This is a genomic window from Haloarcula sebkhae (genome assembly GCF_014647415.1).
Classification (GTDB): domain Archaea; phylum Halobacteriota; class Halobacteria; order Halobacteriales; family Haloarculaceae; genus Haloarcula; species Haloarcula sebkhae.
In genome coordinates, this window is sequence record NZ_BMPD01000001.1 from 93927 (window position 1) to 119455 (window position 25529).

The window sequence follows — 25529 nt, forward strand, 5'->3', positions numbered from 1 at the left end:
CACGCCACTCTCATGATACTCTCAGATGCGGATATTCTCCGACGGCTGGAGCAGGGTGACCTCGTCGTCGAGCCGCTCGACGACCCGGACATCCAGATTCAGCCCGCCAGCGTCGATCTCCGTCTCGGGCATGAGTTTCTGGAGTTCCAGCACGCCAACATCCCCTGTATCCACCCGAACTCCGAGGACGAAGTCGCCGATTACGTCGAGGAAACCGTCATCGAGGAGGGCGGGGAGTTCATCCTCCACCCCGGTGATTTCGTGCTTGGGACGACCCACGAACGGGTCGCCATCCCCGACGACCTCATCGCCCACGTCGAAGGACGCTCGTCGCTGGGCCGGCTGGCAATCGTGGTACACGCGACGGCCGGCCTGTGTGACCCCGGCTACGAGGGGCAGATCACGCTCGAATTGTCGAACCTCGGCACCGCGCCGGTAGCGCTCACGCCTGGGATGCGAATCTCGCAGCTTACGTTCACGGAACTCAAGACGCCCGCTGACCGTCCGTACGGGGCCGAACGCGGCTCGAAGTATCAGGGCCAGTCCGGGCCGCAGGCGAGCAAGATACAGGGAGATAGAGAATTTGGAGGCGACCAATAGTGCGATTCATCGAGGAAATCGTCGTCGACGACTTCCTGCCGACGTTTCGCTCGCTGCTGGCCGACGCTCTCAGAGAGCGCGGGCTGACGCAGTCCGAGGTCGCCGACCTGCTGGGAATCAGCCAGAGCGCGGTGTCGAAGTATGTCCACGGCGACGTGGCGCGCCACGAGGACCTGCTGGCCCACCGCGGGCTGGAAGAACTGGTTGAGCGGCTGGCCGACGGGCTGGCAAATGGCGATATGAGTTCCGTTCAGGCGCTGGTCGAGACAGAAGTGTTCATCCGCGAACTCGAACAGGGCGGTGTCCTCGCACAGTTACACGAGGACGCGGTCCCGGAACTGGGCGACTACGACGACGAGTTCGCCGTCCACGACCCGGACTCACAGCTTCGGACGGCCGAGCGGACGCTCGCCTCGGTGCGGCGCGGACTCAGTGTGCTGGAAAACACGAGCGGGTTCGCGACGCTCATCCCGGCGGTGGGGTCGAACCTCGTTCAGTGTCTCCCTGACGCCGACAGCATCGACGACGTGGCCGCCGTCCCGGGGCGGATCCTCGACGTGAAAGGACGGGCAACGATTCCGTCGGACCCGGAGTTCGGCGTCAGCGAGCACGTCGCGACGCTGTTGCTGGCAGCGCGGGCTGCCGGAAGCGACGCCCGCGCGGTGTTGAACGTCCGCTACGACGAGTCTGTCGTGGCCACGCTCCGAGACGCGGGCCTCACCGTCGTCGAGTTCGATGCCGAGGAGAGCGTCGAGCCGGCCGTCGCGGCTGCGCTGGCTGACGACCCGGGGGCCGACGTGCTCTATCACACTGGCGCGATGGGGATCGAGCCGGTGGTGTACCTGCTCGGGGACGACGCCGTATCGGTCGCCGAAACGGCGCGCGAAATCCTGTGACCGACGCGCAATCGTTCTACGGCCGGTGGGCGCAAGTGTACGACTGGGTAGCGAATGCGCCGGGTGTGGCGTCTTGGCGCGACCGAGCGGCGGACTCGCTGGCGCTTGCACCCGGCGACACCGTCGTCGAGATGGGCTGTGGCACGGGCGCGAACGTCCCCCGTCTCCGCGAGCGAGTCGCCCCGGCAGGTCGAGTCGTCGGCATCGACGTGACGCAAAAAATGCTCGACCGCGCCCGCGAGCGGTCCGCGCGGACGGGCGAAAGCGTACACTATGTGCAGGCCGATGCCGCCCGTCCGCCGATTCGAGAGGCCGATGCCGTTCTGGCGACGTTCGTCGCCGGCATCTTCGAGGACCCCGCGGCGGCGGTCGACGCGTGGTGTGACAGCGTCGGCACCGGCGGCCGCGTCGCCCTGCTGAACTTCCAGCGGAGCCCCAGCGTTCTCGCCGCGCCACTGAATCTCGTGTTCGAGGGGTTCGTCCGCCTCTCCGCGCCGGGGACGCGGCTCTCCACGCGGTCACACGCTAGCGCGTTCGAGCGACGGGTGCGGGCGGCCCGCGACCGACTCACCGAGCGGACCGTCGACAGGCGGTACGAGACGATGGCCGGCGGCTTCGCCGGACTGCTCAGCGGGACTGTGCCCTGACGGGACGGGCCGAATCGCTATGGCCGATACCGCTCGGCGTGCTCCGGACAGAACTGTGGCTCCCGTAGCTGTGCGGCGACGACGTCGGGCTGGCGGTGGGAGTTGTGGAGCCGGCATGTTTCCTCGTCACAGAACGCCTCGCCAGTGTCGAGGTAGTGGCAGGCCTGCAGGACGTACCCCTTGAGCGCGTCGGTCGTCCGCGGGTCGTCCTCGACGAGGAACTCGCCCTCGACTTCGTTTTCGAGTACCTCCCGAGGCGGTGTGCCACCGGAGAGCAGGGCGTGTTTCTGCTGTTCCTTGTAGTACTGCTCGGGCTTTGCGGGGGCTTCGTAGAGCCCCGGCACCGAGACGACCGCGGGCTGGCCGAGGACGTGCACGCGCTTGTGCCAGCGGCCGTCGTGGTCGCCCCAGGTCCCGACGACGCGGTCCAGCAGCGGGACGTGGAGGTGGTCGAGTGACCGCTCGGACTCGGGAATTCGTTCGTGGAGCGCCCGCTGGACCGCCAGCCCGTCGTAGATGACGCCGCCGGCCCGTTCGGGGGACTCCAGCGCTCGCTCCTCGTACCGGACGATACCCAGCATCGTGTTCCCGGTCTTGCGGTCGTACGGCGAGAGTACCCGCGCCTCCGCGAACGATTCCGCCAAGTCCGAGTCACCGTGCAGCGAGAGAAACCGGTCCCGGACGGAGACAGTGGCCTCGATCCGTGCGTCGAGCCAGCCGGCGATGGCGTCGGCGTCGGCGACCGTCGTCGGGGCGCGGTATAGCGTGACGGACTCCATTTTATTTGCCAGTGGTATCGGTTGGTAATACCGTTTGTGCCTCGGGGATCACTGCGCATTGAGATGCAAAATAGAGAGTCAGAGTGAGCGAGTCAGTGTGGTGTTTCAGGCGAGAGACGGACACCGATCGCAGTGCTGGACAGGGCCGCCACCGGACAGACTGAGCCGTTCCAGTCGAGCGTCACTGCTTCGGTTCGTGCGGGAGCGCCGTCGGGTCCGCGGTGAGCGCGTCGATGCAATCGGTGACGGACCACGTCGTCTCTCCGTCAGTACACGGGTAGACCCCCACGAGATCGTCGTCCGCGTAAACGGCGACGGCTATCATCGGGAGTCGCAGCACCTCCGTACTGCCGCCGACGAGTAGCGACGAGGTCCGCGTCTCAAAGGGTGGTCGAAGACTCAGTCCCCGTTCGGTCGCCCATTGTTCGTACCGGTCGACAGTCTCCAGCACCTCGCCGTGTTCGCTCCGCTGGGACACGGGAATTTCCTCGGGCCACGTCTGGATATCGAAATCATCGACAACTCCCGTTGCGGCGAGTTCTGTGAACCGGTCGATAGCTGTCGTTCGGGGACCACAAACCGGCCGTCGACTCCAGAGGTGGACCGCGATCTCGCCGCCGACTGGCTCGTCAGACCCGTGGTTGTCGCTCCGCTGCATCTCTTCGGGCATTGGTTGATAATCACTAACATAGTTGTCGCACGCTTGCATAATTGTTTGTATTAGTGCGATATTATGGCCTGAATGAGTAACTCACTCCGAAAAAGACAGACGCTTAAAAAACCAGCGGGACGTAGGGAGGATTTCAGTCGTCAGCAGGGGTTGCGTCGCGACTCGTAACGTCGACCGGCTCGGCGTCGACTTCAAGTTCATCAAGCGCGACCTGCGCGGCGCGCTTGCCGGAGACGAGCATGGCACCGAACGTCGGCCCCATGCGCGGGAGGCCGTAGGTGGTCGCGGTGGCCATGCCAGTAACGACGAGGCCGTCGTGGGCAAGACCGGTGTGTTCGACGACAGCGTCCTCGCTCTCGCCGACCCACATCGAGTCGTGGCCGGGCGAGTCGTGGCCGGGCGCGCCGTAGGTGTCGTCGTCGGTCTGGTCCATGCCGCTGGCTTCGTCTTCAAGGCCCGGTGCGTTGAGGACGCCGCGCTCGTCGAGTTTCTTGACCGCCATCGCGTCGTGGCCCGTCGCGTCGATGACGAGGTCGGCCTCGACGGCAATCGGGTCGACGCAGGTGATTTCGCGGGGTAGCGCATGGACCGGCGTCCAGTTCATCACGATACCGCCGACACGGTGATCCTCGCGGATGACGATGTCGGTGAACTCCGTCATGTTCTGCATCTTCGCGCCGGCGTCGCAGGCGGCCTTGATGAGGCCGGAACAGGCTTCCGGGCCGTTGGCGACGTAGAGACCCTCGCTGTCCTTGGACTGCTTGTGGTCGACTTCGAGTTCGTCGAGCACCTGCTGGGCAGGGTCCCGGACAGTGACCTTGTTCATCAGGAAGCCGCCGAGCCAGAAGCCGCCGCCGAGGTAGTTGTTCTTCTCGACGACCATCACCTGCACGCCGCGCTCAGCGAGTTCCTTCGCAGCCATCAGTCCCGACGGGCCGCCACCGACGATGATGACGTCGGAGTCCGAGAAGTCCATGAACTCCTCGGTCCATTCCTGCCCGATTGCGCGTGTGACTTCCGCCTCGCCGACGTCGCTGAACTGTTCGAATGAATCGGAATCGCTCATACCACCTAGTGATATTCATTGGTGATACATAGTCGTTCTGATGCAGCTATCGGTCGCTGTTCACACAGCATCAGGGAAAAATAGCCGCCGTCAGGCCCAGGCGCTCAGTCCATCAGCGGTCAGTACGTCCGTGCCGCCATCGGGTTGGCAGACAGCCCACCGCGAGTGGGCCGCGTCCTCGGGAAACAGGTGCTCAGGGACCAGCGGCATCGGCACGGGTGGGTAGCCGCCGCGCCGCATCGCCGTCGGCCCGGGGAATCGCTCGACTACGTCGCCGCCCGCTGTCACCTCGAACTGCCCGTTGTCTGCCCGGCGATAGGCGTGCTGGAAAGCGTGGCGGCCGGCATCGGCGAGCGAATCGACGTGTTTGAGAACGGCGACCACTTCCGTTCCGACACCGAGTTCGAGTCTGGGTCGTCCTTGATCGACTTTGACCTCGCGCCACTGGAGGTCATCGGCCGGTGCTCGCGCACAGGCGTATGTGCCATCAGAGAGCGGGACGCGGTCGGGGCCGTTGTAGAACTGCCGTCCGTCGGGGCCGTCGGCGGCCAGACAGGTGGGCTCACCCAGAACGGTGGCGACCATCTGGGTCAGTGTTGTTCCCATCGCCTCTGTCGACGGGACCACGAACAGACAGTCCCGCCCCTCCCGAACCGCATCGACAAACCGGGGAATGAGTCCATCAGGGCCGACGTTAGCTTCGGTCAGTGGTTCGACAGCGATCGGCCGCGGATCTGTCGCATCCACGAGACCGACCGCGTCGTTGTTCGGCGTCGCGAGCGCGGGCGGTCGGCCGCTATCGTCACGTACCGCCACATCGTAGCCGGCCCGCTCGCACAGTGAAACACCGTGATCCCGGACCGATGGGTAGATGAGCATTCGCCCTTCGTAAGGGCGCTTCCCGTTTGAACCCTCGCCACTGATACCGGGGCGTTGCGTGGGCTACCGGCCCCTGCTCAGGTAGTCGCGGTAGCGGCCAGTGTCGAGAGCGTATCGGCGGCCCGAAGATCGTCGATAGTGCAGTACCACGCGCCTTGGAGGCCGTGCTGGTCATTCTCGACAGGGGCGTTGAGCGGCACGAGGTCGTCTAGTTCGAACACCACGACGTTGTCCGTCTCCGAGAACGAGTCAATGAGGGCTCCCCAGTCGTCCGCGTCCATCGGTCCCGGGCCGCCACGGGTCTGATCCGTTCGATCGGTCACCGGGGCGTAGTGCGTGACCGCCGAGACCGGCGCAGTCCGGTAGAACGCCATGTAGTCGAACGACTCTGTCGTTCGGTCGTAGGACTCTGGTGACGGATAGAAGCCCTGTCGACAGCGTTCGAACGTCTCTGTCTGTGCGGCGACAACACACACCCGGGCCCCACCGGGTGCGTCGTCGGCCGGTGTGTCCTCGGTAAAGCGGTCGAGGTCCATACCCGGCCCTTAGCCCGAACACGGAAGTGCGCCCCGCCAGCGGCGGCGGGAGACTGATATGGGTGCAGACCTGCATCACTGCCATGACACAGCTACTCGTCTGCCAGCAGTGTGACACCGGGTTCGAGTATGACGCACCGGCGTTCAGCGCGACGTGTCCGGACTGTGGGCATCGACACCAGCCCCGAACTGGGTGCTGTTAGCGTCAGCGTACTGGTCGCAACCCCCGCAGCTACAGGTACGCCACCAGCGCGTCGGCTAGTTTCTTTTCAGCGCGCCGCAGATGGTCTTCCGCGGTTCGGCGCTGGACCCCAACACGGTCCGCGATAGCCGCCGTTGTCGTCTCGCGCGGCAGTTCGTAGTACCCGTGCTCGTACGCCGTCAGGAACACCTCGCGCTGGCGTGGCGAAAGAGACGGTACCACGTCGCCAGCGGTCACCAGCGGCGCGTCGGGCGTCACTGCCCCGACCTCACGTTTCGACTCGACAGTGACCTCGAACGCCGACACTAACGATCGGTACACTGCCGATAGCGCGTCGGAACTAAGCCCCAGCGCCCGGACGAGTTTGTGCCCCTCCGCGTACCGAAGCGGCGGCACGAGCAGACACCCCTCGTCGGCCAGATAGCGCTCGACGGTGTCCGCTAGATGGACCTTCAGACACGCCTCTGTGACCAGAACCTGCCCATCGTCCGTTTCGAGGCGCTCGGCGATACCAACAGTCTCGCGGACCTGTTCGACGACCGGCCCGACATCCCCACCGCGGACGTGGAGGAGGTCGCTATGGTCGGTACACCACAGTTCGATTCGCGTGCCGGTCCCGTCTGTCGCCGTCTCGTAGGTCCCATCACCGGCCACCCGGAACACCGCCTCGTACATAGCAACTAATACACATATGCGTATAAAAACAGTTCCGAACGGAGGGTCTCCGCTATCACGCTAGGGCACGAATAGGAGGGTATGGCACAGCAGTCTTCCCCGGACACCGACCACGACATCGGGACTCCCTCGGAACAGTGGCGCGAGTACCAGGGTGCGCCCACCGGCACCGATATCGAGTGTGAAGGGTGGCGACAGGAGGCCGCGCTGCGGATGCTGAACAACAACCTCGACCCTGAAGTCGCCGAGAATCCGGAGGAACTGGTCGTGTACGGCGGAACCGGGCGTGCGGCTCGGTCGTGGGACGCTTATGACGCCATCGTCGACGAACTCCGCGGACTCGGGGACACCGAAACCCTCCTCGTGCAGAGCGGCAAGCCGGTCGGTCGGTTCGAAACCCACGAAAAGGCCCCCCGCGTCCTCATCGCGAACTCGAATCTCGTCGGTAAGTGGGACACCTGGGAGCACTTCCACGAACTCGAAGCGAAGGGGCAGATCATGTACGGCCAGATGACCGCCGGTTCGTGGGCCTACATCGGCACGCAGGGCATCATTCAGGGAACCTACGAGACGCTGGCCGCGCTCGCTCGGGAACACTACCCGGACAACGACGGCCTCCGCGGGAAGATTGTCGTCACCGGCGGCCTCGGGGGAATGGGCGGTGCGCAACCGCTCGCGGTGACGATGAACCACGGCGTCTGTATCGCGGCCGAAGTCGACGAGGACCGTATCGACCGGCGCATCGAGACGGGGTATTGTCAGGAGAAGACCGACGACCTCCCAACGGCTATCGAGCGCACACAGGAGGCCGCGGCGAACGGTGAGCCCTACAGCATCGGTGTCCACATGAACGCCGCGGATATGCTTGCGGAGATGCGTGAGATGGGGTTCGTCCCCGATATAGTGACTGACCAGACAAGCGCACACGACGAACTGGAAGGGTACTACCCCGCTGGCTACACCGTCGAGGAAGCCGACCGGCTCCGCGAGCGCGACCCCGAAACGTACGTCGCGGAGAGCCTCGATACGATGGAACGACACGTCGAAGGCATTCTGGAACTGCAGGACAGGGGTGCCATCGCCTTCGAGTACGGCAACAACATCCGCGGGCAGGTCGAGGACCAGCGCGACCTCGACAGCGCGTTCGATTTCCCGGGATTCGTTCCCGCGTACATCCGCCCGCTGTTCTGTGAAGGCAAGGGGCCGTTCCGCTGGGCCGCGCTCTCGGGCGACCCCGCGGACATCCATCGGACTGACGACGCAGTCAAGGAGTTGTTCCCGGGGAAAGACGACCTCCATCGCTGGATCGACCTCGCCCAAGAGCAGGTGTCCTTTCAGGGGCTTCCCTCGCGAGTGTGCTGGCTGGGGTACGCGACCGAGGACGGACTGACCGAGCGCGCCCGCCTCGCGCTCCGTATCAACGAACTCGTCGCCGACGGCGAGATTTCCGCGCCGGTCGTCGTCACGCGCGATCATCTGGACGCCGGGAGCGTGGCCTCGCCGAACCGCGAAACCGAGGCGATGAAGGACGGGACCGACGCAGTCGCCGACTGGCCGATTTTGAACGCCCTGCTGAACTGTGCGGCTGGCGCGGATATCGTCAGCGTCCACGACGGCGGCGGCGTCGGCATCGGCAACTCTCTCCACACGAACAACCACGTCGTCCTCGACGGGTCTGATCTCGCAGCCGAGAAGGCCCGCCGCGTGTTCACGACCGACCCCGGGATGGGTGTTATTCGCCACGCCGATGCGGGCTACGAGATCGCACAGGATATCGCCGACGAGAACGACGTGGCGGTCCCGATGCGCGACCGCGACCGCGACCGATGACCGACCTAACAGACCCGTCGCCGTGGATCGGCCCGTCCGGCGACCCAAACGACGAGCAGTTCGGTGACATCGTCGAGACGGCCACGCTCGCGACCGCTGGCGAGTACGACGCTGTGTTGGTGGGCGAACCGTACGATGGGGCCGTCATCGGACGGCCGGGGGCGCGTGCCGGCCCGTCGGCCCTCCGGCGCGAACTCGGCGGAACGAAGACACATCATATCGAACGTGGGCCGGTCCACGCAGTCGCCGACCTCGGTAACATTGAGGTCCCGGCCGGCAACGTCGAACAGGTCCAGCGTACCGTCCGTTCGGTAACGGACCGGGTCCACGCAACGAGCGCGGTGCCAGTGTTTCTCGGTGGCGACAACTCGCTGACGTTCCCGAACGCCGCGCCGCTGGTGGCTGATGGCACTGTCGGCGCGATCAGCTTCGACGCCCATCTCGATTGCCGCGCCGTGCAGGACGAACCGACGAGCGGGACGCCGTACCGTCAGCTCCACGATGCGGGCCTCGACACGCTGGCCGTCGTCGGCGCGCGTCACTTCGAAACCTCGACAGCGTACCACGACTACCTCGCCGAGCAGGGCGGGACAGTCTTGCCGCCGGAGTCGGTTGCCGGCGACCCCATTGGCGCGGCTGACGACGCTCTCGCCGCACTGGGCGACGTAGACGCCGTCTATGTCAGTCTGGACCTCGACGTGCTCGACGCCGCGACCGCACCGGGTGTGAGTGCGCCGACACCGGGCGGCCTCTCGACACGAGAACTGTTCCGGATGCTGGGTCGCGTGGCGTCCGACGACCGCATCGCCGGGTTCGAAGTGGTCGAGTGCGCGCCGCCGCTGGACACCGGGAACCGGACTGCCCGCGCCGGGGCCCGCGCCATCGCGCACTTCTTCAGCGGCCTGGGAGGTGACCGATGACAACCCCCGACGCCGTGGTCTACGGCGCGGACGAACTCGTCGCGGGCCCGGCGGCGGACGGCCGCGGTCTGGAGACCTACGAGGATGGCGCAATCGCCATCGTTGACGGCACGGTCGCGGCTGTCGGTCCGACGGCAGAGGTGACCGCTGAGTACCCGCCGGAGAACGCCCGGCACGCTGTCAATGCCAGCGGTCAGGCCGTCGTTCCGGGCTTTGTCGACCCACACACCCATGCGCTGTTCGCCGGTGACCGCTCTGACGAGTTCGCTGCCAAACTGCGCGGGAAGTCCTATCAGGATATCCTCGCCGAAGGCGGCGGCATCCTCCGAACGGTCCGAGCGGTCAGGGACGCTGACGAGGAAACGCTGCTGTCGAACCTGCTGGCCAATCTCGACACCATGCTCGCTCACGGGACGACGACAGTCGAGGTGAAGTCCGGATACGGGCTCGACACGGAGACAGAGCTACGGATGCTCCGGGTTATCGACAGCGCCGATGCCGTCCATCCCGTCGACGTGGTCCCGACATTCATGGGTGCACACGCGGTCCCCGAGGGGTGGGACGCCGACGACTACACCGCGGCGGTCGTCGACGAGCAGATTCCAGCGGTCGAGTCACAGGGCATTGCTGAGTTCTGCGACGTGTTCTGCGAGGAGGGGGTCTTCTCAGTCGCGCAGTCCCGTCACGTCCTCGAATCGGGCATAGCCGCCGGCCTGACGCCGAAGGTCCATGCCGAAGAACTGGCGCACATCGGCGGGACGCAGTTGGCGGCGGACGTGGGCGCGGCCAGTGCCGATCACCTCCTGCACGCGACCGACGACGACATCGACGCGCTGGTCGAAGCCGACGTGACGCCGGTGTTGCTCCCCGGAACGGCGTTCGGTCTGGGCGCAACGTACGCGGACGCGACGGCGTTCCGCGACCGGGGTGCGCCCGTCGCGGTGGCGACGGATTTCAATCCGAACTGCCACAGCCACAGCATGGGCTTTGCGCTGTCGCTGGCCTGCGTCGAGATGGGACTGACGCCGGCCGAAGCGCTAATCGCTGGAACGAAACACGCCGCACTTGCACTGAACAGGACTGATACACTCGGAACGCTCCGCGAGGGGGCTCCCGGTGACCTCGTCGTCCTTGCCGCGCCGAGTCACGTCCACATTCCATACCAGTACGGGACCAATGTCGTCGACACCGTCCTGAAAGGCGGCTCGGTCGTCAGCACCCCAACACATGAGTCATACCACCGGGAGGCGCAACCATGACCGCCGACGTTGTCCTCGACGGCGAGTCGCTCACGCCTGCCGACGTGGTCGCCGTCGCCCGGAACGGCGCACCCGTCACCGTTGCCGAGACCGCCCGCGAGCGAATCCGCGAGTCCCGCGAGCGCGTCGAGAGCGTGCTGGACAGCGGCGAGGCGGTGTACGGTGTCACCACCGGCTTCGGCGACCTCGTCGACGAGCGCATCCCGCGCGAGGAGCTCGATGGCCTCCAGCGGAACCTCCTGCGGAGCCACGCCGCCGCGGTCGGCCGGGAATTGACTACCGAGGAGGTCCGAGCGATGATGGTCACGCGGGCGAACACGCTGGCGAAGGGGTATTCGGGCATCCGGGAATCCGTCGTCGATCTGCTGGTTGCAATGCTCGACGCGGGTGTCCACCCGGTCGTTCCATCGCGGGGCAGCCTCGGTGCGAGCGGTGACCTCGCACCACTCGCACACATGTCGCTGGTGCTCATCAGCGAGGGGGAAGCCGAGATTGAGGGGGACCGACTCCCCGGCGACGAGGCGCTTGACGCGGCCGACCTCGAACCGGTGACGCTCCGGGCCAAGGAGGGGCTGGCGCTCATCAACGGGACGCAACTGACCGTCGGCGTCGCCGCGCTCCTCCTCGACGACGCTGAACGACTGGTCACTGCCGCCGACATCGCCGGCGCGCTCACGACGGAGGTGACCCTCTCCTCGACAGTGCCGTCCCACGAAGCTATCACTGCCGTCCGGCCCCACGCTGGCCAGGCCGCGAGTGCGCGAAACGTCCGGCGGCTGACGGCCAACTCCGACGTGGTCGAGTCACACCGAAACTGCGACCGCGTGCAAGACGCCTATGCGATGCGCTGTCTGCCGCAGGTCCATGGTGCGGTCCGTGACGCCGTCGGCCACCTCCGGGAGGCTGTCGAGGTCGAGCTTAACAGCGCGACGGACAATCCGCTGGTGTTCCCCCGCGAAGACGAGCGCAGTGAATCCTCGGGCCGAGCGAGCAGGAGCGACCGACGTGAAGCGAGCGAGGCAAGCGCTGTGAGCGTCGACGATCGGGCCTCCGGCTCCGACAGCGCGGGCGTGCTGTCCGGCGGGAACTTCCACGGCGCGGTGCTCGCCATGCGTCTCGACTATCTGACGAACGCGCTCACCGAACTCGCGGCCATCTCGGAGCGCCGGACCGACCGGATGCTCAACCCCAATCTGCAGGAGCCACACCTCCCGCCGTTTCTCACCGAACAGAGCGGCGTCCGTTCGGGCTACATGATCGCCCAGTACACTGCCGCGGCGCTGTTGAACGAATGTCGGTCCTTCGGTCGGCCGTCGATGGACAACACCCCCGTCAGCGGGAATCAGGAGGACCACGTCAGCATGAGCGCGCAGTCGGCGTATCTGGCCCGGAAAACGGCGCGAAACACCGCTGCGATCCTCGGTGTCGAGCTATGCTGTGGGGCGCAGGCCGCCGACTTCGTCGACAACGGCCTCGAACTGGGTGTCGGGTCCGCCGAAGCCTACGACGCCGTCCGTGCAGTAGTCCCGAGGCTGACGGCGGACCGCCCGGTCCACGAAGACATCGAGGCCGCGAGCGCGCTCGTCGAGTCACCGGCCTTCACCGAGCGGGTTGCTGCGGCCCTCGACGAAGAGCTAGAGTGAGCCGTCCTCAGGACCCGAGCCCGAGGTCAGCGGTCCCCTTTGCTCCCTGATAGCGCTCCCGGTCGTCCCAGTCGGCGATGCTCGAATGGGTCTCCCGGACAGCGGTTTCGAGGTGCGCCTGCGTTATCTCCGAGCCGTCTCGCAGGGCGTGGCGCGCCGCGTCCTCGGCGACGAGTTCGAGATCACTGGCGGCGTACCCCGCGGTCGGGCCGACGATGGCGTCCCAGTCGATGTCGCCGGCAACGGGCCGGCCTTGCAGGTGGATTTCGAGGATCTGCCTTCGAGCCTCGGCATCCGGCGGGGGGACCTCCACACGCTCGTCGAACCGGCCCGAGCGCCGCAGCGCCGCGTCGATATCCTCGACGAAGTTCGTCGCTGCGACCACGACAATGTCTTCAGCCGCCGCGCCTTCGAGTTCGGTGAGCAGTTGATTGACCAGCTGTTGCTCGCTCGTGTTCATCGAGCCGCGCCGCGAGCCGGCGATGCCGTCGATCTCGTCGATGAACAGCACACAAGGGGAGTTCGCGCGGGCCACCTCGAACACCTCGGCGACGTTGCGGGCCGGCTCACCCATCCACTTACTCGTCACGTCCGCGGGGCTGATTTCGACGAAGCTATGTTCGAGCTCGCCCGCGAGCGCGCCGGCGAGGTGGGTCTTCCCACAGCCGGGAGGGCCGTACAGCAACAGTCCTGAGAGCACGTCGATCCCGTACTCGGCGTAGGCGTCGGCGTTCTGAAGCGGATCGAGGACTGTATCTTCGAGTCGGTCCTTCAGTTCGCCCATCCCGCCCACGTCGCCGAAGTCCCGTCCCGGATCAGTCTCGACCAGCGAACTGGCCTGCAGGTCGACGCCGTCGGGCTGGACGACGCCGTTTTCGGCGACCATCTCGGGGTCGACCCAGTCCGGAATGCTGATGTCGGTCTCTGTGGCGGCCTGCATAAGATGGTCCGTCCCGATCGGGGCGTCCGCCCGTAGCGCCTTTCGGGCGGCGTCCTCGGCGATGAGTTCAATGTCGCTGGCCGCGAAGCCGGCCGTCTCCTCGACGACTGGGTCGAGGTCGATGTCGGCGGCCGTCGGTCGGCCGGCGAGGTGAATCTCCAGAATCTGCTTTCGAGCTTGCGGGTCCGGCGGGGGGACCTCCACCCGCTCGTCGAACCGACCCGAGCGTCGGATGGCGTCGTCCACGTCCTCGACGAGGTTCGTCGCGCCCAGCACCACCACGTCCTCGTCTGCGATCCCCTCAAGTTCGGTGAGCAATTGATTGACCAGTTGCTGCTCGCTGCTGTTCATGTTGCTGTCGCCGTCGCGTGCGCCGGCGATGCCGTCGATCTCGTCGATGAAAAGGATACATGGGGCGTTCGCACGGGCGATCTGGAACAGCTCCTCGACCTTCTGTGCGGGTTCGCCCATGTACTTGCTCGTCACGTCGGCGGGCGTGACCTCGATGAAGGCGTGGTCGACCTCGCCTGCGAGCGCGCCGGCGACGTGGGTTTTCCCACAGCCGGGCGGGCCGTGCAACAGGACACCGTTGACGACGCCGATGCCGTACTCCTCGAAGGCGCTCGGGTCCTGCAGCGGACGGACGACCTTGTGGTTGAGCGTCTCCAGTAGCTCGGCCATCCCGCCCACATCGGCGAAGCTCCGGGACGGGTTCGGGTCGACCAGCCCGTCGGCTTCCATGTCGACGCCGTCGGGCTGGACCACCGTCCCGTCGTCCGAGGGCTGCTCGCGGTTTATCGAGGGCGCGCCGTCGGTACTGTTCGAGTCGGTATTGCCGCTCGTCCCGGTCGAACTTGATTCGTCGGACTGGTCGATTCGCTCCCGAATGTTCCGTTCGAGCCGGTCCGGATTGACTTCGTAGCCGTACTCGGCCAGCCGGCGGGGTTCGGCGCTCAAAAACTCCGCGAGCCAGCCGTGGCGCTGTAGCTCCTCGGTCGGGGCATCGGGGTCCCGGAAGGTGACGAGCTTCACGTCCGTGCTGTCGGGTGAGTGGTACTCGGCAAGCCAGAAGGGGAGATACAGGCGGTCGACGCCAGTCACGCTGTCGAATCCGTCGGGGTCGAAATCCCCGGGGAGCCCGTAGGATTCGCGCAGTTTCCGGAGGAATACGTTGGCCGTGCCGGAGGCGGCGTTCTGTTGTTGGTCGCGGTACTCCGCGACACGCTGGGGCAGTAACGCTCGGGCGTCGTCGTCAGTAACTTGAAACTGCAGCAGGACAGAGCGGCCAAGCGCCGGGTCGCTGCGGCCGAGGTCGTAGTCGCTGGTCGCTCGGCGGACCACCGCGTCGGTGTCGTCGACGTACTGCGAGACAGCCCGGTCGTTGTCCGCCCAGAGGCCGTCGAGAAACGCCGTTTCGGACTTCGTCGTCGTCCCGAGCAGCTTCCCCTTGCCGGTCTCGTACTCGTAGTCGACTTTGAACACCGGATAGAACACCCGGTGGAGGCGTTCCAGCTGTTCGGCGTCCCCGAAAGCGGTCATCGTCCGCTGGTCGAGCGTCTCTCTGACGGTCTCCTCCTCTGGTACCCGACGGTCGGCGTAGATGTACGGTGGCAGACTCATTCGAGGTCGCCCTCCCGAATCGTCTGCTCGGCAGCGGTCAGGGCGCTGTCGGCGTCGAACGCGTCGATGGCGTCCTGCTGGGCGTCCGGGTCGCCACGGAGGTTGCGGGCGTGCTCGGTAATGTTCGGGATCGCGCGGATGATGTTGTCGACGATGGGGACCGTCGCCACTTCCGCCGAGCGGCTTCGAGGGTTGAGGTCGATGACGAGTTCCGTCTTGCCCATCTCGCCCAGCGCCTCGGCACGGTCACCGTCTTCCAGCGGGACCAGCACCACGTCCGCCGCGCCGATGCCATCGGCGTCAACCTTCGCGCGCTCGTGGTCGAGTCCGGGAATGCGCCCGTCGGCGGTCAGCCCCTTCACGTCTGTCGCGCCGTGCTCGCGGAGGTACTCGGCGATAGCCTCGATGCGCTCCTCGGTCCGGTTGAACAGGTTCACCTCGAGGTCTGCGCCGGTCACCTCGGCGAGTTCGACGAGTTCGCCGGGGACGAGGGCGGCAGCGTTGCCGTTGACCGAGACGACGGCGTGGTCTGCGGACAGGAGGTGTGCCGCGGCGGCGCGTTCGGCGTCGTCGGCGCTGTCGATAGTGCGCTCACCCAGCAGGTAGTCGAAGGCCTCGCCACGGCCCTGGGCGATGAGGCCCTGCCGGGAGGTGATTCCACGGTCGACGCCCGCTTCGATACGGTGGCGGGTCAAAAGCGACTCGTAGCGGGGGTGGCTCTCAGGGAGATCGACGTCCTCACTCATACGTTCCAGTGATACCTCCCTGTACTAAAGTCGTCCGTCAGGGGCGCGTCTCGGCCGACGTCGCGTGCTTCGACGGAACCGGCCGCCGGCCGACTCCAGCTACCTCCGGAAAAGATTATCTGCGGGTCAGCACAACTCCGTGCCATGGATACCCGACAGGCGTTGCTTGTCGACGCGTTCGCCGCGGAGCCAACGGCGGGCACACCGACCGGCGTCGTTCCGGAAGCCGACGGACTGACCGACGACCAGATGCAGGCCGTCGCCAGCGAACTTGGGGCCCTCGAAACGGCGTTTGTCCTGCCGGCGGAAGACGCCGACCGCCGGCTTCGCTGTTTCTCGCCGACCGAGGAATTAACACAGGCGGAGACAGCCACAGTTGCGGCTCATGCAGCGCTCTCCGAGCGTGGCGAAATCGGCGACGGCGAGTGGACAGTCGCCACCGCCGCCGGCGAAGTCGCTGTCGAGACGAAACAGAACGGGATGGTCTGGGTCGAACAGGGCCAGGCCGACATCACCGAGGTAGACATCCCCTACACCGATGTCGCAGACGCGCTCGGACTCGACGAGGCCACGCTCAAAGACGTGGGTGCCGACCTGCCGCTCGTGACGGCCGACGCGGGCGAGCCGTGGCTCATGGTTCCGGTCAACTACTTCGAGCATCTGAGCAATCTCAGCGTTGACGTGGCTGCCGTCGACTCGCTCTGTGGCCGCGTGGACGCGGCCGGCGTGTATCCGTTCACGTTCGATACGGTCGGTGCCGACGCGACGCGCCGGTCGACGTTCCACGGACGAGCGTTCCGGGCCGGGAGCCGAACTGAGGAACCAGTAACCGCGGCGGCGTCGGGGGCCTGCGCGGCGTTCGTCCGCCGCTACGGGGCGCTCGATGACACCATCGAGCAGATCATCGCCGAGGGCGGGCATTTCCGTGACCGCCCCGGCACGGTGTCGGTCGATACCGACGGGACAGAGGTGTGGGTCGGCGGGCGCGCTGTCACTGCACTGGACGGCACAATGACTGTCCCCGTCGTCGACGACGACGATATCATCGAGGCGTGACCGCAGAACCGTACCGGCGGCGTGGCTGCCTGATTCACTCGAAATCGAGTGAAGAGCGGTCGCCTCACTGGCTGTAACCGGAACTTCCTTAATTGTCGTTGAAGATGATACGAGTGAGTCCATGCCAACACTGTGGCTCGATGAAATCGGTGCCGACGACCTGGCGCGGGTCGGCGGCAAGGCGGCGTCTCTCGGAGAACTGACCGGAGCGGGCCTGCCCGTTCCGTCGGCGTTCGTCGTTACCGCCGACACGTATCGGTCGTTCATCGAAGCAACTGGAATCGACGAGCCGCTGTTCGAGGCCGTCGATGTCGACAGCGACGACTCGCAGGCGCTGGCCGAGGCGGCCGAACGCGCTCAGGAGTTGATCCTGGAAACCGACACCCCGCCGTCGGTCCGCGAGGACCTGCTGGCCGCCTACGACGAGATGGGGGACGAAGACGTGGCGGTGCGGTCCTCAGCGACTGCCGAAGACCTCCCGGACGCCTCCTTCGCCGGCCAACAGGACACGTACCTGAACGTCTCGCGTGCGGACCTCCTGCAGCGGGTCAAGGAATGCTGGGCGTCGCTGTTCACCCAGCGCGCCATCTACTACCGCAACGAGAACGACTTCGCACACGACGCCGTGGACATCGCTGTCGTCGTCCAGCAGATGGTCGACGCGGAGAAGTCCGGCGTCATGTTCACCAGCCATCCCTCGACCGGTGGGCCGACGGCTATCATCGAGGCTGCCTGGGGACTGGGTGAAGCGGTCGTCTCCGGCGCAGTCTCGCCCGACAACTACAGTATCGACCGCGAGACGGGGACCATCGACGAGGTGACCGTCGCCGACAAGAAGGTGATGTGCGTTCGGGGTGAGGACGGGGAGACTATCGAACGCTCCGTCCCCGAGGAGAAGCGCAACGAGCGCGTCCTCTCCGACGAGGAGATTCACCGACTCCTGGAAGTCGGCGAGCGCGTCGAGGACCACTACGACACCCCACAGGACGTGGAGTGGGCGGTCTACGAAGGTGAGGTGTATCTGCTCCAGTCCCGCCCGATTACCACCATTGACGACCCCGAAGGGAGCGCCGGCTCGGCCAACGAAGCCGAGAGTCAGCCGCCGGGGGCGAAGTCGGGTGTCGCCGACGGCGGGGCGATGGAGAGCCAGTCGGAGGGAGTTCGGCTCTCCGGAATCGGCTCCGCGCCGGGCCGGGTCACTGGCATCGTCCGCATCGTCGACAAGCTCGACAACCTCGACAAGGTCGAGGACGGCGACATCATCGTCGCCGAGATGACGACGCCGGACATGGTACCGGCGATGAAACGCGCAAACGGGATCATCACCGACGAAGGTGGGATGACCAGCCACGCCGCTATTGTCTCCCGAGAGCTGGGCGTCCCGGCCGTTGTCGGGGCTGAGGACGCGACACAGAAGCTCCGGGACGGCGAAACGGTCACGCTCGACGGCGACAAGGGCACAGTCGAGAAAGGGGCCAAGGTCCCGGAGACATCTGACGATCAGGAAGACGCTGGGCCGGTCGAGGCACACTCGGCCGTCAAGCCGATGACCGGAACGGAGGTCAAAGTCAACGTCTCCATTCCGGAAGCCGCCGAGCGCGCCGCCGCGACGGGGGCCGACGGCGTCGGCCTGCTGCGAATCGAGCACATGATTCTCTCGACGGACAAGACGCCCTCGCGCTACGTCGAAGACCACGGCGAGCGCGCGTACGTCGACGAAATCGTTGAGGGCGTCCGCTCGGTCGCCGAGGCGTTCTACCCGCGTCCGGTCCGCGTCCGTACGCTCGATGCCCCCTCCGACGAGTTCCGCCAGCTGCAGGGCGGCGAAGACGAGCCCAGCGAGCACAATCCGATGCTGGGGTATCGGGGCATCCGACGGTCGCTCGACCGCCCCGGCGAATTCAAACTCGAACTCCGGGCCTTCGAGCGCCTGTATGACCTCGGCTACGACAACGTCGAGCTGATGCTCCCGCTTGTCACCGACGCCGAGGACATCCTGCGGGCGAAGGCGCTGATGCAGGAGGTCGGCATCGACCCCGAGAAGCGCGACTGGGGCGTCATGATCGAGACGCCGGCAAGCGCGCTGTCCATCGAAGACATCTGCGAGGCCGGCATCGACTTCGTCTCCTTCGGGACGAACGATCTCACCCAGTACACGCTGGCCGTCGACCGCAACAACGGCAACGTCGCCGACCGCTTCGACGAACTCCACCCGGCCGTGCTTGAACTCATGCGTCAGGTCATCGGGACCTGCCGCGAGCACGACGTCGCCACGAGCATCTGCGGCCAAGCGGCCTCGAAGCCACAGATGGTGGACTTCCTCGTCGACGAGGGAGTCACCTCCATCTCGCCGAACATCGACGCCGTGCGTGACGTGCAACACGAGGTCAAGCGCGTCGAACAGCGGCTACTGCTGGAATCGGTCCGCTAGGGACGACAGCCCGGCATAGCCAGCAGGTTTTTTTGCGCCGTTCGCTTCGTTGCGGTATGGCACCCGAATCGACACCGGAAGCCAAGAGTATCAGTTCCGGTGTGTCCTACATCCCCTTCGGCATCCCCGGGCTGGATGGACAGGTCCGCGGGATTCCGACCGGGAGCACGGTCCTGCTGGCCGGGGCCTCCGACGCGGGGGGCGACGCCTTCACCTACACCAGCCTCGCGACACTGATGCTCGCGAAACACCGCCCCGAGATGGTCCCCAACGGTATCGCCCGGCGCAGCGAGGCGATTCCGGAGTCAGTGACCTACATCACGCTCTCGCACGACCGGGAACACGTCTACAGCGAACTCGACGCCGTACTCGACGGCTACCAGTTCGAGACGCTCACGGAGCACATGACTGTCGCCGACTTTTCCCAGCGGTTCATGGAGTTGTTGCCGGTCCCAGAGTCGCTGTTCGATGCCCGACGGAGCGACACCGAAATCGAACAGCCCGACGCGGAGCCGTCGGAACGAGAGCCCGCCGAGGAAACGTTCGAGAAACTGTTGTCCGACATCAGCGACCGGGTGAGCGACGCCGCGGAGACGCTCATCGTCATCGACTCGCTGACCGACCTCGAACGGGCGACGGAGTTCGGGCTGCCCCAGAACCACGAGATTGCGTTCCTGATGGGGCTCCGTGAGGCAGTCGTCAACTGGGGGAACGTGGCCTTTGTCAAGCTTGACCGACCCGCCGGCGACGTGCGGTCGGACGAACTCATCCACGGGCTGTTGCACGGCAGCGTCTACTTCTACTCCAACGACAAGGGGTTCGAGACGTATCGGACGATGCGGGTCGGCTCCTTCGGCGGCGCGCTCGATACGGAGCGCCAGACCGTCTTCGAGTCGCTGATCGGTCCCACGGGCTTTCGCGCGAAAGCGACAAAGAAGATCGGGCCGTCGAACTGGTAACTCGACGGTAAAGCGCGCTCCCGCACCGAGTCCGGGTGGCCGTCCCGCCTGACCAGCGTGCTGCCATCAGGAGGAATAAACAGCAGACAACGACACGGACGAGCACAACGGCTAAACCACTCCCCCGCTATACACCCGATAGATGCTCCAGCGGGCAGAGCCACAGGATTTCGATCGCGTCCTCTCGTCGATGTGTACCGTGCCGCATCCGTCGGCACGCGAAGCGGCAGAACGCTTCCTCGCGACGAACCCCGGCGACCCGGGCACGTACGAGACCATCGCCGATCTGGAACGCGAGGCCGTCGACTATCTCGGTGAGATCACCGGGCTCTCGGACCCCGCGGGCTACGTCGCCTCGGGCGGGACAGAGGCCAACCTCCAGGCGATACGCATCGCCCGCAACCGCGCCGATACGGACGACCCGAACGTGGTCGCGCCCGTCCACGCGCATTTTTCGTTTACCAAAGCCGCCGACGTGCTCGGCGTGGAACTGCGGACCGCGCCGGCGACGGACTACCGCGCCGACATGGCGGCGATGGCGGAACTCGTCGACGAGGACACGGTTTGTGTCGTCGGCGTCGCCGGCTCGACCGAGTACGGCTACGTCGACCCGATTCCGGCCATCGCCGACCTCGCCGAGACGGTCGATGCCCTCTGTCACGTCGACGCCGCCTGGGGCGGCTTCTACCTTCCGTTCACCGACCACGACTGGCACTTCAGCCACGCGGACATCGACACGATGACGATCGACCCCCACAAGGTCGGGCAAGCGGCGGTCCCCGCCGGTGGATTGCTGGCTCGCGACCGGTCGCTGCTCGACGAACTCGCCGTCGAAACGCCGTATCTGGAATCGACGGACCAGCTTACGCTGACGGGCACCCGGTCGGGCGCTGGCGTGGCCTCCGCCGTCGCGGCGATGGAGTCGCTGTGGCCGACGGGCTACGAGCAGCAGTACGAAACGTCGATGGCCAACGCCGACTGGCTGGCCGACCAGCTATCTGCGCGAGGCCACGACGTTGTCGGCCCCGAACTCCCGCTTGTCGCGGCCGACCTCTCGATGCCGATGACAGACGAACTCCGGGACCGGGGCTGGCGAGTCTCGAAGACCGGGGCCGGCGAAATGCGTGTCGTGTGTATGCCCCACGTCACGCGGTCAATGCTGCGGTCGTTCGTCGCGGATCTCGACTGGTACTGAATCTCGGTCTCTGGTGTCAAACGTACCGGTATTGAGCGCTCCCGAGAGGACATACGAAGGTTTAGAAGTCCCTGTTTGCTACAGAGAGGCGTGGACTTGGTAGTACCGACCGCATCGTTCATTGCCTTCATCGGCGACTGTACGACCGCCGGCACCCCACTGTCGCCGCTAGAAGAAGCCGTCTGTACGGCCACCGGTCCGACCGGACTGGGTATCATCGCGGTGTACTCGTTCCTGATCGCGTTCATTCTCCCGCTCCCGAGCGAGGTCGTCCTAGTTCCGGCCGAAACCCTTCGGCTTGGACTCTCCACGAACGGGAATCTGGTGGCGATTATCCTCGTCAGTGGCCTTGGGAAGGCCTTCGGCAGTCTCGTCGCCTTCCATATCGGGCAGGAGGCAAAGGAGTACGGCCCACTCGTGCGCTGGATCAAGCGCTCACGGTTCAATCTCGTCGAGTGGTCTGAAAGAAAGACGGTACAGCTTGCACGGAAGTACGGTTACGTTGGACTGGCGCTCGCACTCTGTGTTCCGTTCTTCCCCGATACGATCTCTATCTACGCGTTCACCGTCCTCGAACGCGACTACTATCGGTTCGGCGCGGCGACGTTCTTCGGCAGTGCTGGGCGACTCGTCGTGACACTCGGGCTTGCCAGCGGCACGCTCGCGTTGCTGTGACCGGAGCGTCGCTCCCACGCCGAAACCAACCCCCTTTTGACCCGTCGGTGGCACACGAACAGGTATGAGCCACGACGAGTTTCCGACGGACCAGCCGGCGGTCGTGACCTGCGGGTTGCCCTACGCGAACGGTGACTTGCACGTCGGCCACCTCCGGACGTACGTCGACGGGGACGCACTGTCACGAGCCCTCCGGCGGATCGGCCAGCAGACGGCGTTCGTTTCGGGATCAGATATGCACGGTACGCCGGTAGCGGTCAACGCCGCCGAAGAGGGTGTCGCACCGCGGGAGTTCGCGCTGGACTTCCACGAGACCTACGCCGAGACGTTCCCGCAGTTCAACATCGAGTTCGACAACTACGGACACACCGACGACGAGACCAACGTCGAACTCACGCAGGAGTTCGTCCGCTCGTGGGTCGAAAACGACCACGTCCACGAGAAGGAGATCGAGGTCGCCTGGGACACCGAGGAGGACCAGCCTCTCCCCGACCGCTACGTCGAGGGGACCTGTCCCTACTGCGGTGAGCAGGCCCGCGGCGACGAGTGTGACGAGGGATGCCAGCGCCACCTCGAACCCGGCGAAATCGAGGACCCGGTGTCAACGCTGACCGGGAACCCCGCGGAGTACCGCACCCGCGAGCACAAGTTCCTCCGGCTTGCTGACTTCCAGGAATACCTTCAGGGATTCCTCGACCGTCTGGAAGGCACCGACAACGCCAAGAACCAGCCCCGCGAGTGGATCGAGGGCGAACTGCAGGACCTCTGTATCACACGGGACATGGACTGGGGCGTGGACTACCCGGAGGATGTCGACGGGGGCGACGAACTGGTGCTGTACGTCTGGGTCGACGCGCCCATCGAGTACGTCGCCTCGACGAAGCAGTACGCAGAGCGCGTCGGCGACGACGAGTACGACTGGGAGCAGGTCTGGAAGGTCGACGGCGAGGAGCGCCACGGCACCGCGTGGGACGACGAGTGGTCCGACGAGAACGGCGAGATCATCCACGTCATCGGCCGTGACATCATCCAGCACCACGCGGTGTTCTGGCCCGCCATGCTTCGCGGCGCGGGCTACAACGAGCCCCGGTCCATTCTGGCGACCGGGTTCGTCGGCATCGACGGCAATGCGCTCTCGACCTCGCGGAACCGCGCCGTCTGGGCCGACGAGTACCTCGACGCCGGCTTCCACCCCGACCTGTTCCGGTACTACATCGCGACCGGCGCACAGATCGACACCGACGTGGACTTCTCGTGGGACCACTTCCAGGAGCGAGTCAACGGTGAACTCGTCGGCAACGTCGGCAACTTCATCTACCGGTCGCTGCTGTTCGCCGAGCGGAACTACGACGGGACGCCCGACGCCACGGTCAGCGACGACGTGCGCGAGCGAATCGAGGACGCGATTGAGAACTTCGAGGCCGCCGTCCGGGAGTACGACATCCGCGAACTGGCCGAAATCGCCATCAAGCTCTCGAACTACGGCAACGAGTACATCCAGCGCAACGAGCCGTGGAACCTCGTCGACGACGACCCCGAAGAAGCCGAGCAGGTCATCCGCGACTGCGTCCAGCTAACGAAGGCCGTCGCGGTGCTGATGCAGCCTGTGCTGCCGGGCAAGGCCGAGCGTCTCTGGGGCCAACTGGGCGAACAAGGTTCCGTCGCCGACGTGACCCTCGACAGCGCGCTCGAAGCGCCGCCGGCCGAGTTCGACGACCCCGCGGAACTGTTCGAGCAGGTTGAGGACGACCACATCGAGGCGCTGAACGAGGAACTGCAGGAACGGGTCGAGGAGGCCAGCGAGGCTTCGGCAGAAGCCTCGAACGGAGGCGGCGAAGCCGCCGAAGACGAAGGGGACGACGACGCGGAGACCGCCGACCTCCAGCCTCTTGTCGAGGACCGCATCAGCTTCGAGGACTTCGAGGGCGTCGACATGCGCGTCGGCGAGATCCGGAGCGCCGAGCCGGTCGAGGGCGCGGACAAGCTCCTTCGCCTAGAGGTCGACATCGGCCACGAGGTCCGGCAAGTCGTCGCTGGCCTCCGACAGCTCCACGACGCTGAGGACCTCCCCGGGACGCGTGTCATCCTGCTTGCGAACATGGAGAAAGCCGAACTGTTCGGCATCGAATCCAACGGGATGGTGCTGGCCGCCGGCGAGGAGGCGGACCTGCTGACGACGCACGAGGACGCGCCGCTGGGGACCCGCATCAAGTAACCGCAGTCGCCAGCGCTTTTGTAGTCACGGCCCGTATCGCAGACCATGGATGACGACGGGGCCGCACGAGACGATGCGGCCGCTACGGGTGATACGTTCACCGAAGAGTACGAGCTGGCGACGGACGCCGACGTGATTCAGGTCGAGGAAGGTCCTGACGGCGACGCGCCCGACGACGAAGAGGGCGCAGTCGCCGGCTCTTTTGCCCCGAATCTTGAAGTGGCACCCGACGCACCGAAGCCTGAGAATGTCGTTTTCGTCGCGTTGGGGGTCTGTATCGCAATTCTCGCGCTCGGACGGATGTTTCTCGGAGCGGAGATGTACACGCCGTCCGTCCTCGGTGGCGTGGTTCTGTCCGTTGCACTCGGAGCCGCTGTGCTGTATGGGTTCTTCGTCCGGACGAGCGACGTGTGAGACTGTACCGGCGATTCCGGAGTCGCGCTCTCTACCCCGACACTTAATCCTGCTCCGACACTAAGTCAGGGCATGGTGAACCCGCTGGCGACAGTTGCCCTGCTGCAGGCCGAACCACTGTTAGGTATGTCGCTCTCCATCCTGCTGTTTCTGGCCGGTGCGGGCCTCATCGTGGGCGAAGCGCTCGCCCCCGGGACCCACTTTTTCGTGCTCGGCGTGGCCCTGCTGACGGCGGGGCTGGTCGGGCTGTTCATCCCAGCGAGCTTGGGTATCCTCGCGCCGCTCATTCTTACTGTCGTCGTGCTCGCAACGACAGCGATCACGCTCTGGGGGTATCGAAAGCTCGATTTCGCCGCGCCGGGCCGTGGCCAGACGCTCAGTTCTGACTCGCTAACGGGCCAGTTCGGAACGGTTACCGAGCGCGTAACCCGGAGTGACGGTGAGGTCAAACTGGAAGACGGCGGTTTCAATCCGTACTATCAGGCTCGTTGCTCCGGCGACCCGATAGAGGAAGGGGCGGAGGTCATCGTCATTGACCCCGGCGGGGGGAACGTACTCGAAGTCGAAGCGGTGGAGTCGGCGAGCGACGAGATCGACCGCGCGCTCGAACGTGATCGAAACCGGGGCAGCGAGAACGACGACGCCGAACCGGAGCGAGAGTCCGAGCGGGCGTAGG

23 protein-coding genes are annotated in these 25529 nt (G+C 65.8%); 15 read left to right on the top strand and 8 right to left on the bottom strand.

Annotation, left to right across the window (positions count from 1 at the left end; translation table 11 throughout):
• Positions 1 to 12 precede the first annotated feature (12 nt).
• The 3 genes from dcd to IEY38_RS00540 are packed head-to-tail and all read left to right on the top strand — an operon-like array spanning position 13 to position 2143.
• On the top strand, positions 13 to 600 hold the full coding sequence (gene dcd / locus IEY38_RS00530) for a dCTP deaminase (protein WP_004591373.1): 588 nt from the start codon (positions 13 to 15) through the stop codon (positions 598 to 600).
• A complete protein-coding gene (locus tag IEY38_RS00535) occupies positions 600 to 1496 on the top strand; it encodes a thiamine-phosphate synthase family protein (RefSeq protein WP_188974508.1) in 897 nt (298 codons plus the stop codon). The genes dcd and IEY38_RS00535 overlap by 1 nt, the downstream gene beginning before the upstream one ends.
• Entirely contained in the window at positions 1493 to 2143 is a 651-nt protein-coding gene (locus IEY38_RS00540) for a class I SAM-dependent methyltransferase (protein ID WP_188974509.1), read from the top strand. Before IEY38_RS00535 ends, IEY38_RS00540 begins: the two co-directional genes overlap by 4 nt.
• A 17-nt stretch (positions 2144 to 2160) precedes the next feature.
• On the opposite strand, the gene IEY38_RS00545 is transcribed toward IEY38_RS00540, so the two are convergent.
• From IEY38_RS00545 to IEY38_RS00570, 6 genes are all read right to left on the bottom strand, one after another.
• Entirely contained in the window at positions 2161 to 2922 is a 762-nt protein-coding gene (locus tag IEY38_RS00545; protein WP_188974510.1) for a DUF7001 family protein, read from the bottom strand.
• A 181-nt stretch (positions 2923 to 3103) separates the two neighbouring features.
• Complete coding sequence (locus tag IEY38_RS00550) at positions 3104 to 3592, bottom strand: HTH domain-containing protein (RefSeq protein WP_188974511.1); 489 nt, start codon at positions 3590 to 3592, stop codon at positions 3104 to 3106.
• A 133-nt stretch (positions 3593 to 3725) separates the two neighbouring features.
• The gene (locus tag IEY38_RS00555; RefSeq protein ID WP_005537851.1) at positions 3726 to 4658 is read right to left on the bottom strand and encodes a sulfide-dependent adenosine diphosphate thiazole synthase; all 933 of its coding nucleotides are present in this window, start codon (positions 4656 to 4658) and stop codon (positions 3726 to 3728) included.
• Between the two features lie 90 nt (positions 4659 to 4748).
• Entirely contained in the window at positions 4749 to 5537 is a 789-nt protein-coding gene (locus tag IEY38_RS00560; protein WP_188974512.1) for a hypothetical protein, read from the bottom strand.
• 77 nt (positions 5538 to 5614) lie between these two features.
• Entirely contained in the window at positions 5615 to 6073 is a 459-nt protein-coding gene (locus tag IEY38_RS00565) for a hypothetical protein (RefSeq protein ID WP_188974513.1), read from the bottom strand.
• 232 nt (positions 6074 to 6305) lie between these two features.
• On the bottom strand, positions 6306 to 6950 hold the full coding sequence (locus IEY38_RS00570) for a helix-turn-helix domain-containing protein (protein WP_188974514.1): 645 nt from the start codon (positions 6948 to 6950) through the stop codon (positions 6306 to 6308).
• A gap of 81 nt (positions 6951 to 7031) precedes the next feature.
• Between IEY38_RS00570 and hutU the strand changes: the two genes are divergently transcribed.
• From hutU to hutH, 4 genes are read left to right on the top strand one after another with little or no spacing between them, the layout of a single operon-like run.
• Positions 7032 to 8780: a urocanate hydratase gene (gene hutU / locus IEY38_RS00575; protein WP_188974515.1), complete on the top strand. Its 1749-nt coding sequence runs from the start codon at positions 7032 to 7034 to the stop codon at positions 8778 to 8780.
• Entirely contained in the window at positions 8777 to 9700 is a 924-nt protein-coding gene (gene hutG, locus IEY38_RS00580; RefSeq protein ID WP_188974516.1) for a formimidoylglutamase, read from the top strand. Before hutU ends, hutG begins: the two co-directional genes overlap by 4 nt.
• Complete coding sequence (gene hutI / locus IEY38_RS00585; RefSeq protein WP_188974517.1) at positions 9697 to 10959, top strand: imidazolonepropionase; 1263 nt, start codon at positions 9697 to 9699, stop codon at positions 10957 to 10959. Before hutG ends, hutI begins: the two co-directional genes overlap by 4 nt.
• Entirely contained in the window at positions 10956 to 12602 is a 1647-nt protein-coding gene (hutH, locus tag IEY38_RS00590) for a histidine ammonia-lyase (RefSeq protein ID WP_188974518.1), read from the top strand. Before hutI ends, hutH begins: the two co-directional genes overlap by 4 nt.
• Positions 12603 to 12609: 7 nt before the next feature.
• Here hutH and IEY38_RS00595 read toward each other — a convergent pair whose 3' ends face one another.
• The gene (locus IEY38_RS00595; RefSeq protein ID WP_188974519.1) at positions 12610 to 15162 is read right to left on the bottom strand and encodes an AAA family ATPase; all 2553 of its coding nucleotides are present in this window, start codon (positions 15160 to 15162) and stop codon (positions 12610 to 12612) included.
• Complete coding sequence (locus IEY38_RS00600; protein WP_188974520.1) at positions 15159 to 15908, bottom strand: 4-phosphopantoate--beta-alanine ligase; 750 nt, start codon at positions 15906 to 15908, stop codon at positions 15159 to 15161. The genes IEY38_RS00595 and IEY38_RS00600 overlap by 4 nt, the downstream gene beginning before the upstream one ends.
• Positions 15909 to 16052: 144 nt before the next feature.
• Between IEY38_RS00600 and IEY38_RS00605 the strand changes: the two genes are divergently transcribed.
• The 8 genes from IEY38_RS00605 to IEY38_RS00640 all read left to right on the top strand — a co-directional run bounded on the left by IEY38_RS00605 (position 16053) and on the right by IEY38_RS00640 (position 25528).
• Positions 16053 to 16964 carry a PhzF family phenazine biosynthesis protein gene (locus tag IEY38_RS00605; RefSeq protein WP_188974521.1) on the top strand — a complete coding sequence of 304 codons (912 nt, stop codon included), beginning with the start codon at positions 16053 to 16055 and terminating at the stop codon, positions 16962 to 16964.
• A 121-nt stretch (positions 16965 to 17085) separates the two neighbouring features.
• Positions 17086 to 19395 carry a phosphoenolpyruvate synthase gene (gene ppsA / locus IEY38_RS00610; protein ID WP_188974522.1) on the top strand — a complete coding sequence of 770 codons (2310 nt, stop codon included), beginning with the start codon at positions 17086 to 17088 and terminating at the stop codon, positions 19393 to 19395.
• A 56-nt stretch (positions 19396 to 19451) separates the two neighbouring features.
• Positions 19452 to 20354: an RAD55 family ATPase gene (locus IEY38_RS00615; protein WP_188974523.1), complete on the top strand. Its 903-nt coding sequence runs from the start codon at positions 19452 to 19454 to the stop codon at positions 20352 to 20354.
• Between the two features lie 142 nt (positions 20355 to 20496).
• On the top strand, positions 20497 to 21549 hold the full coding sequence (mfnA, locus tag IEY38_RS00620; RefSeq protein WP_188974524.1) for a tyrosine decarboxylase MfnA: 1053 nt from the start codon (positions 20497 to 20499) through the stop codon (positions 21547 to 21549).
• Positions 21550 to 21639: 90 nt separating this feature from the next.
• Complete coding sequence (locus IEY38_RS00625) at positions 21640 to 22224, top strand: YqaA family protein (protein ID WP_188974525.1); 585 nt, start codon at positions 21640 to 21642, stop codon at positions 22222 to 22224.
• Positions 22225 to 22288: 64 nt separating this feature from the next.
• Positions 22289 to 24439 carry a methionine--tRNA ligase gene (gene metG, locus IEY38_RS00630; RefSeq protein ID WP_188974526.1) on the top strand — a complete coding sequence of 717 codons (2151 nt, stop codon included), beginning with the start codon at positions 22289 to 22291 and terminating at the stop codon, positions 24437 to 24439.
• Positions 24440 to 24484: 45 nt separating this feature from the next.
• Positions 24485 to 24853, top strand: coding sequence for a DUF7312 domain-containing protein (locus IEY38_RS00635; protein ID WP_188974527.1), 369 nt, complete (start codon positions 24485 to 24487; stop codon positions 24851 to 24853).
• 72 nt (positions 24854 to 24925) lie between these two features.
• Positions 24926 to 25528 carry an NfeD family protein gene (locus tag IEY38_RS00640; RefSeq protein ID WP_188974528.1) on the top strand — a complete coding sequence of 201 codons (603 nt, stop codon included), beginning with the start codon at positions 24926 to 24928 and terminating at the stop codon, positions 25526 to 25528.
• The last annotated feature ends 1 nt before the right edge of the window (position 25529 follow it).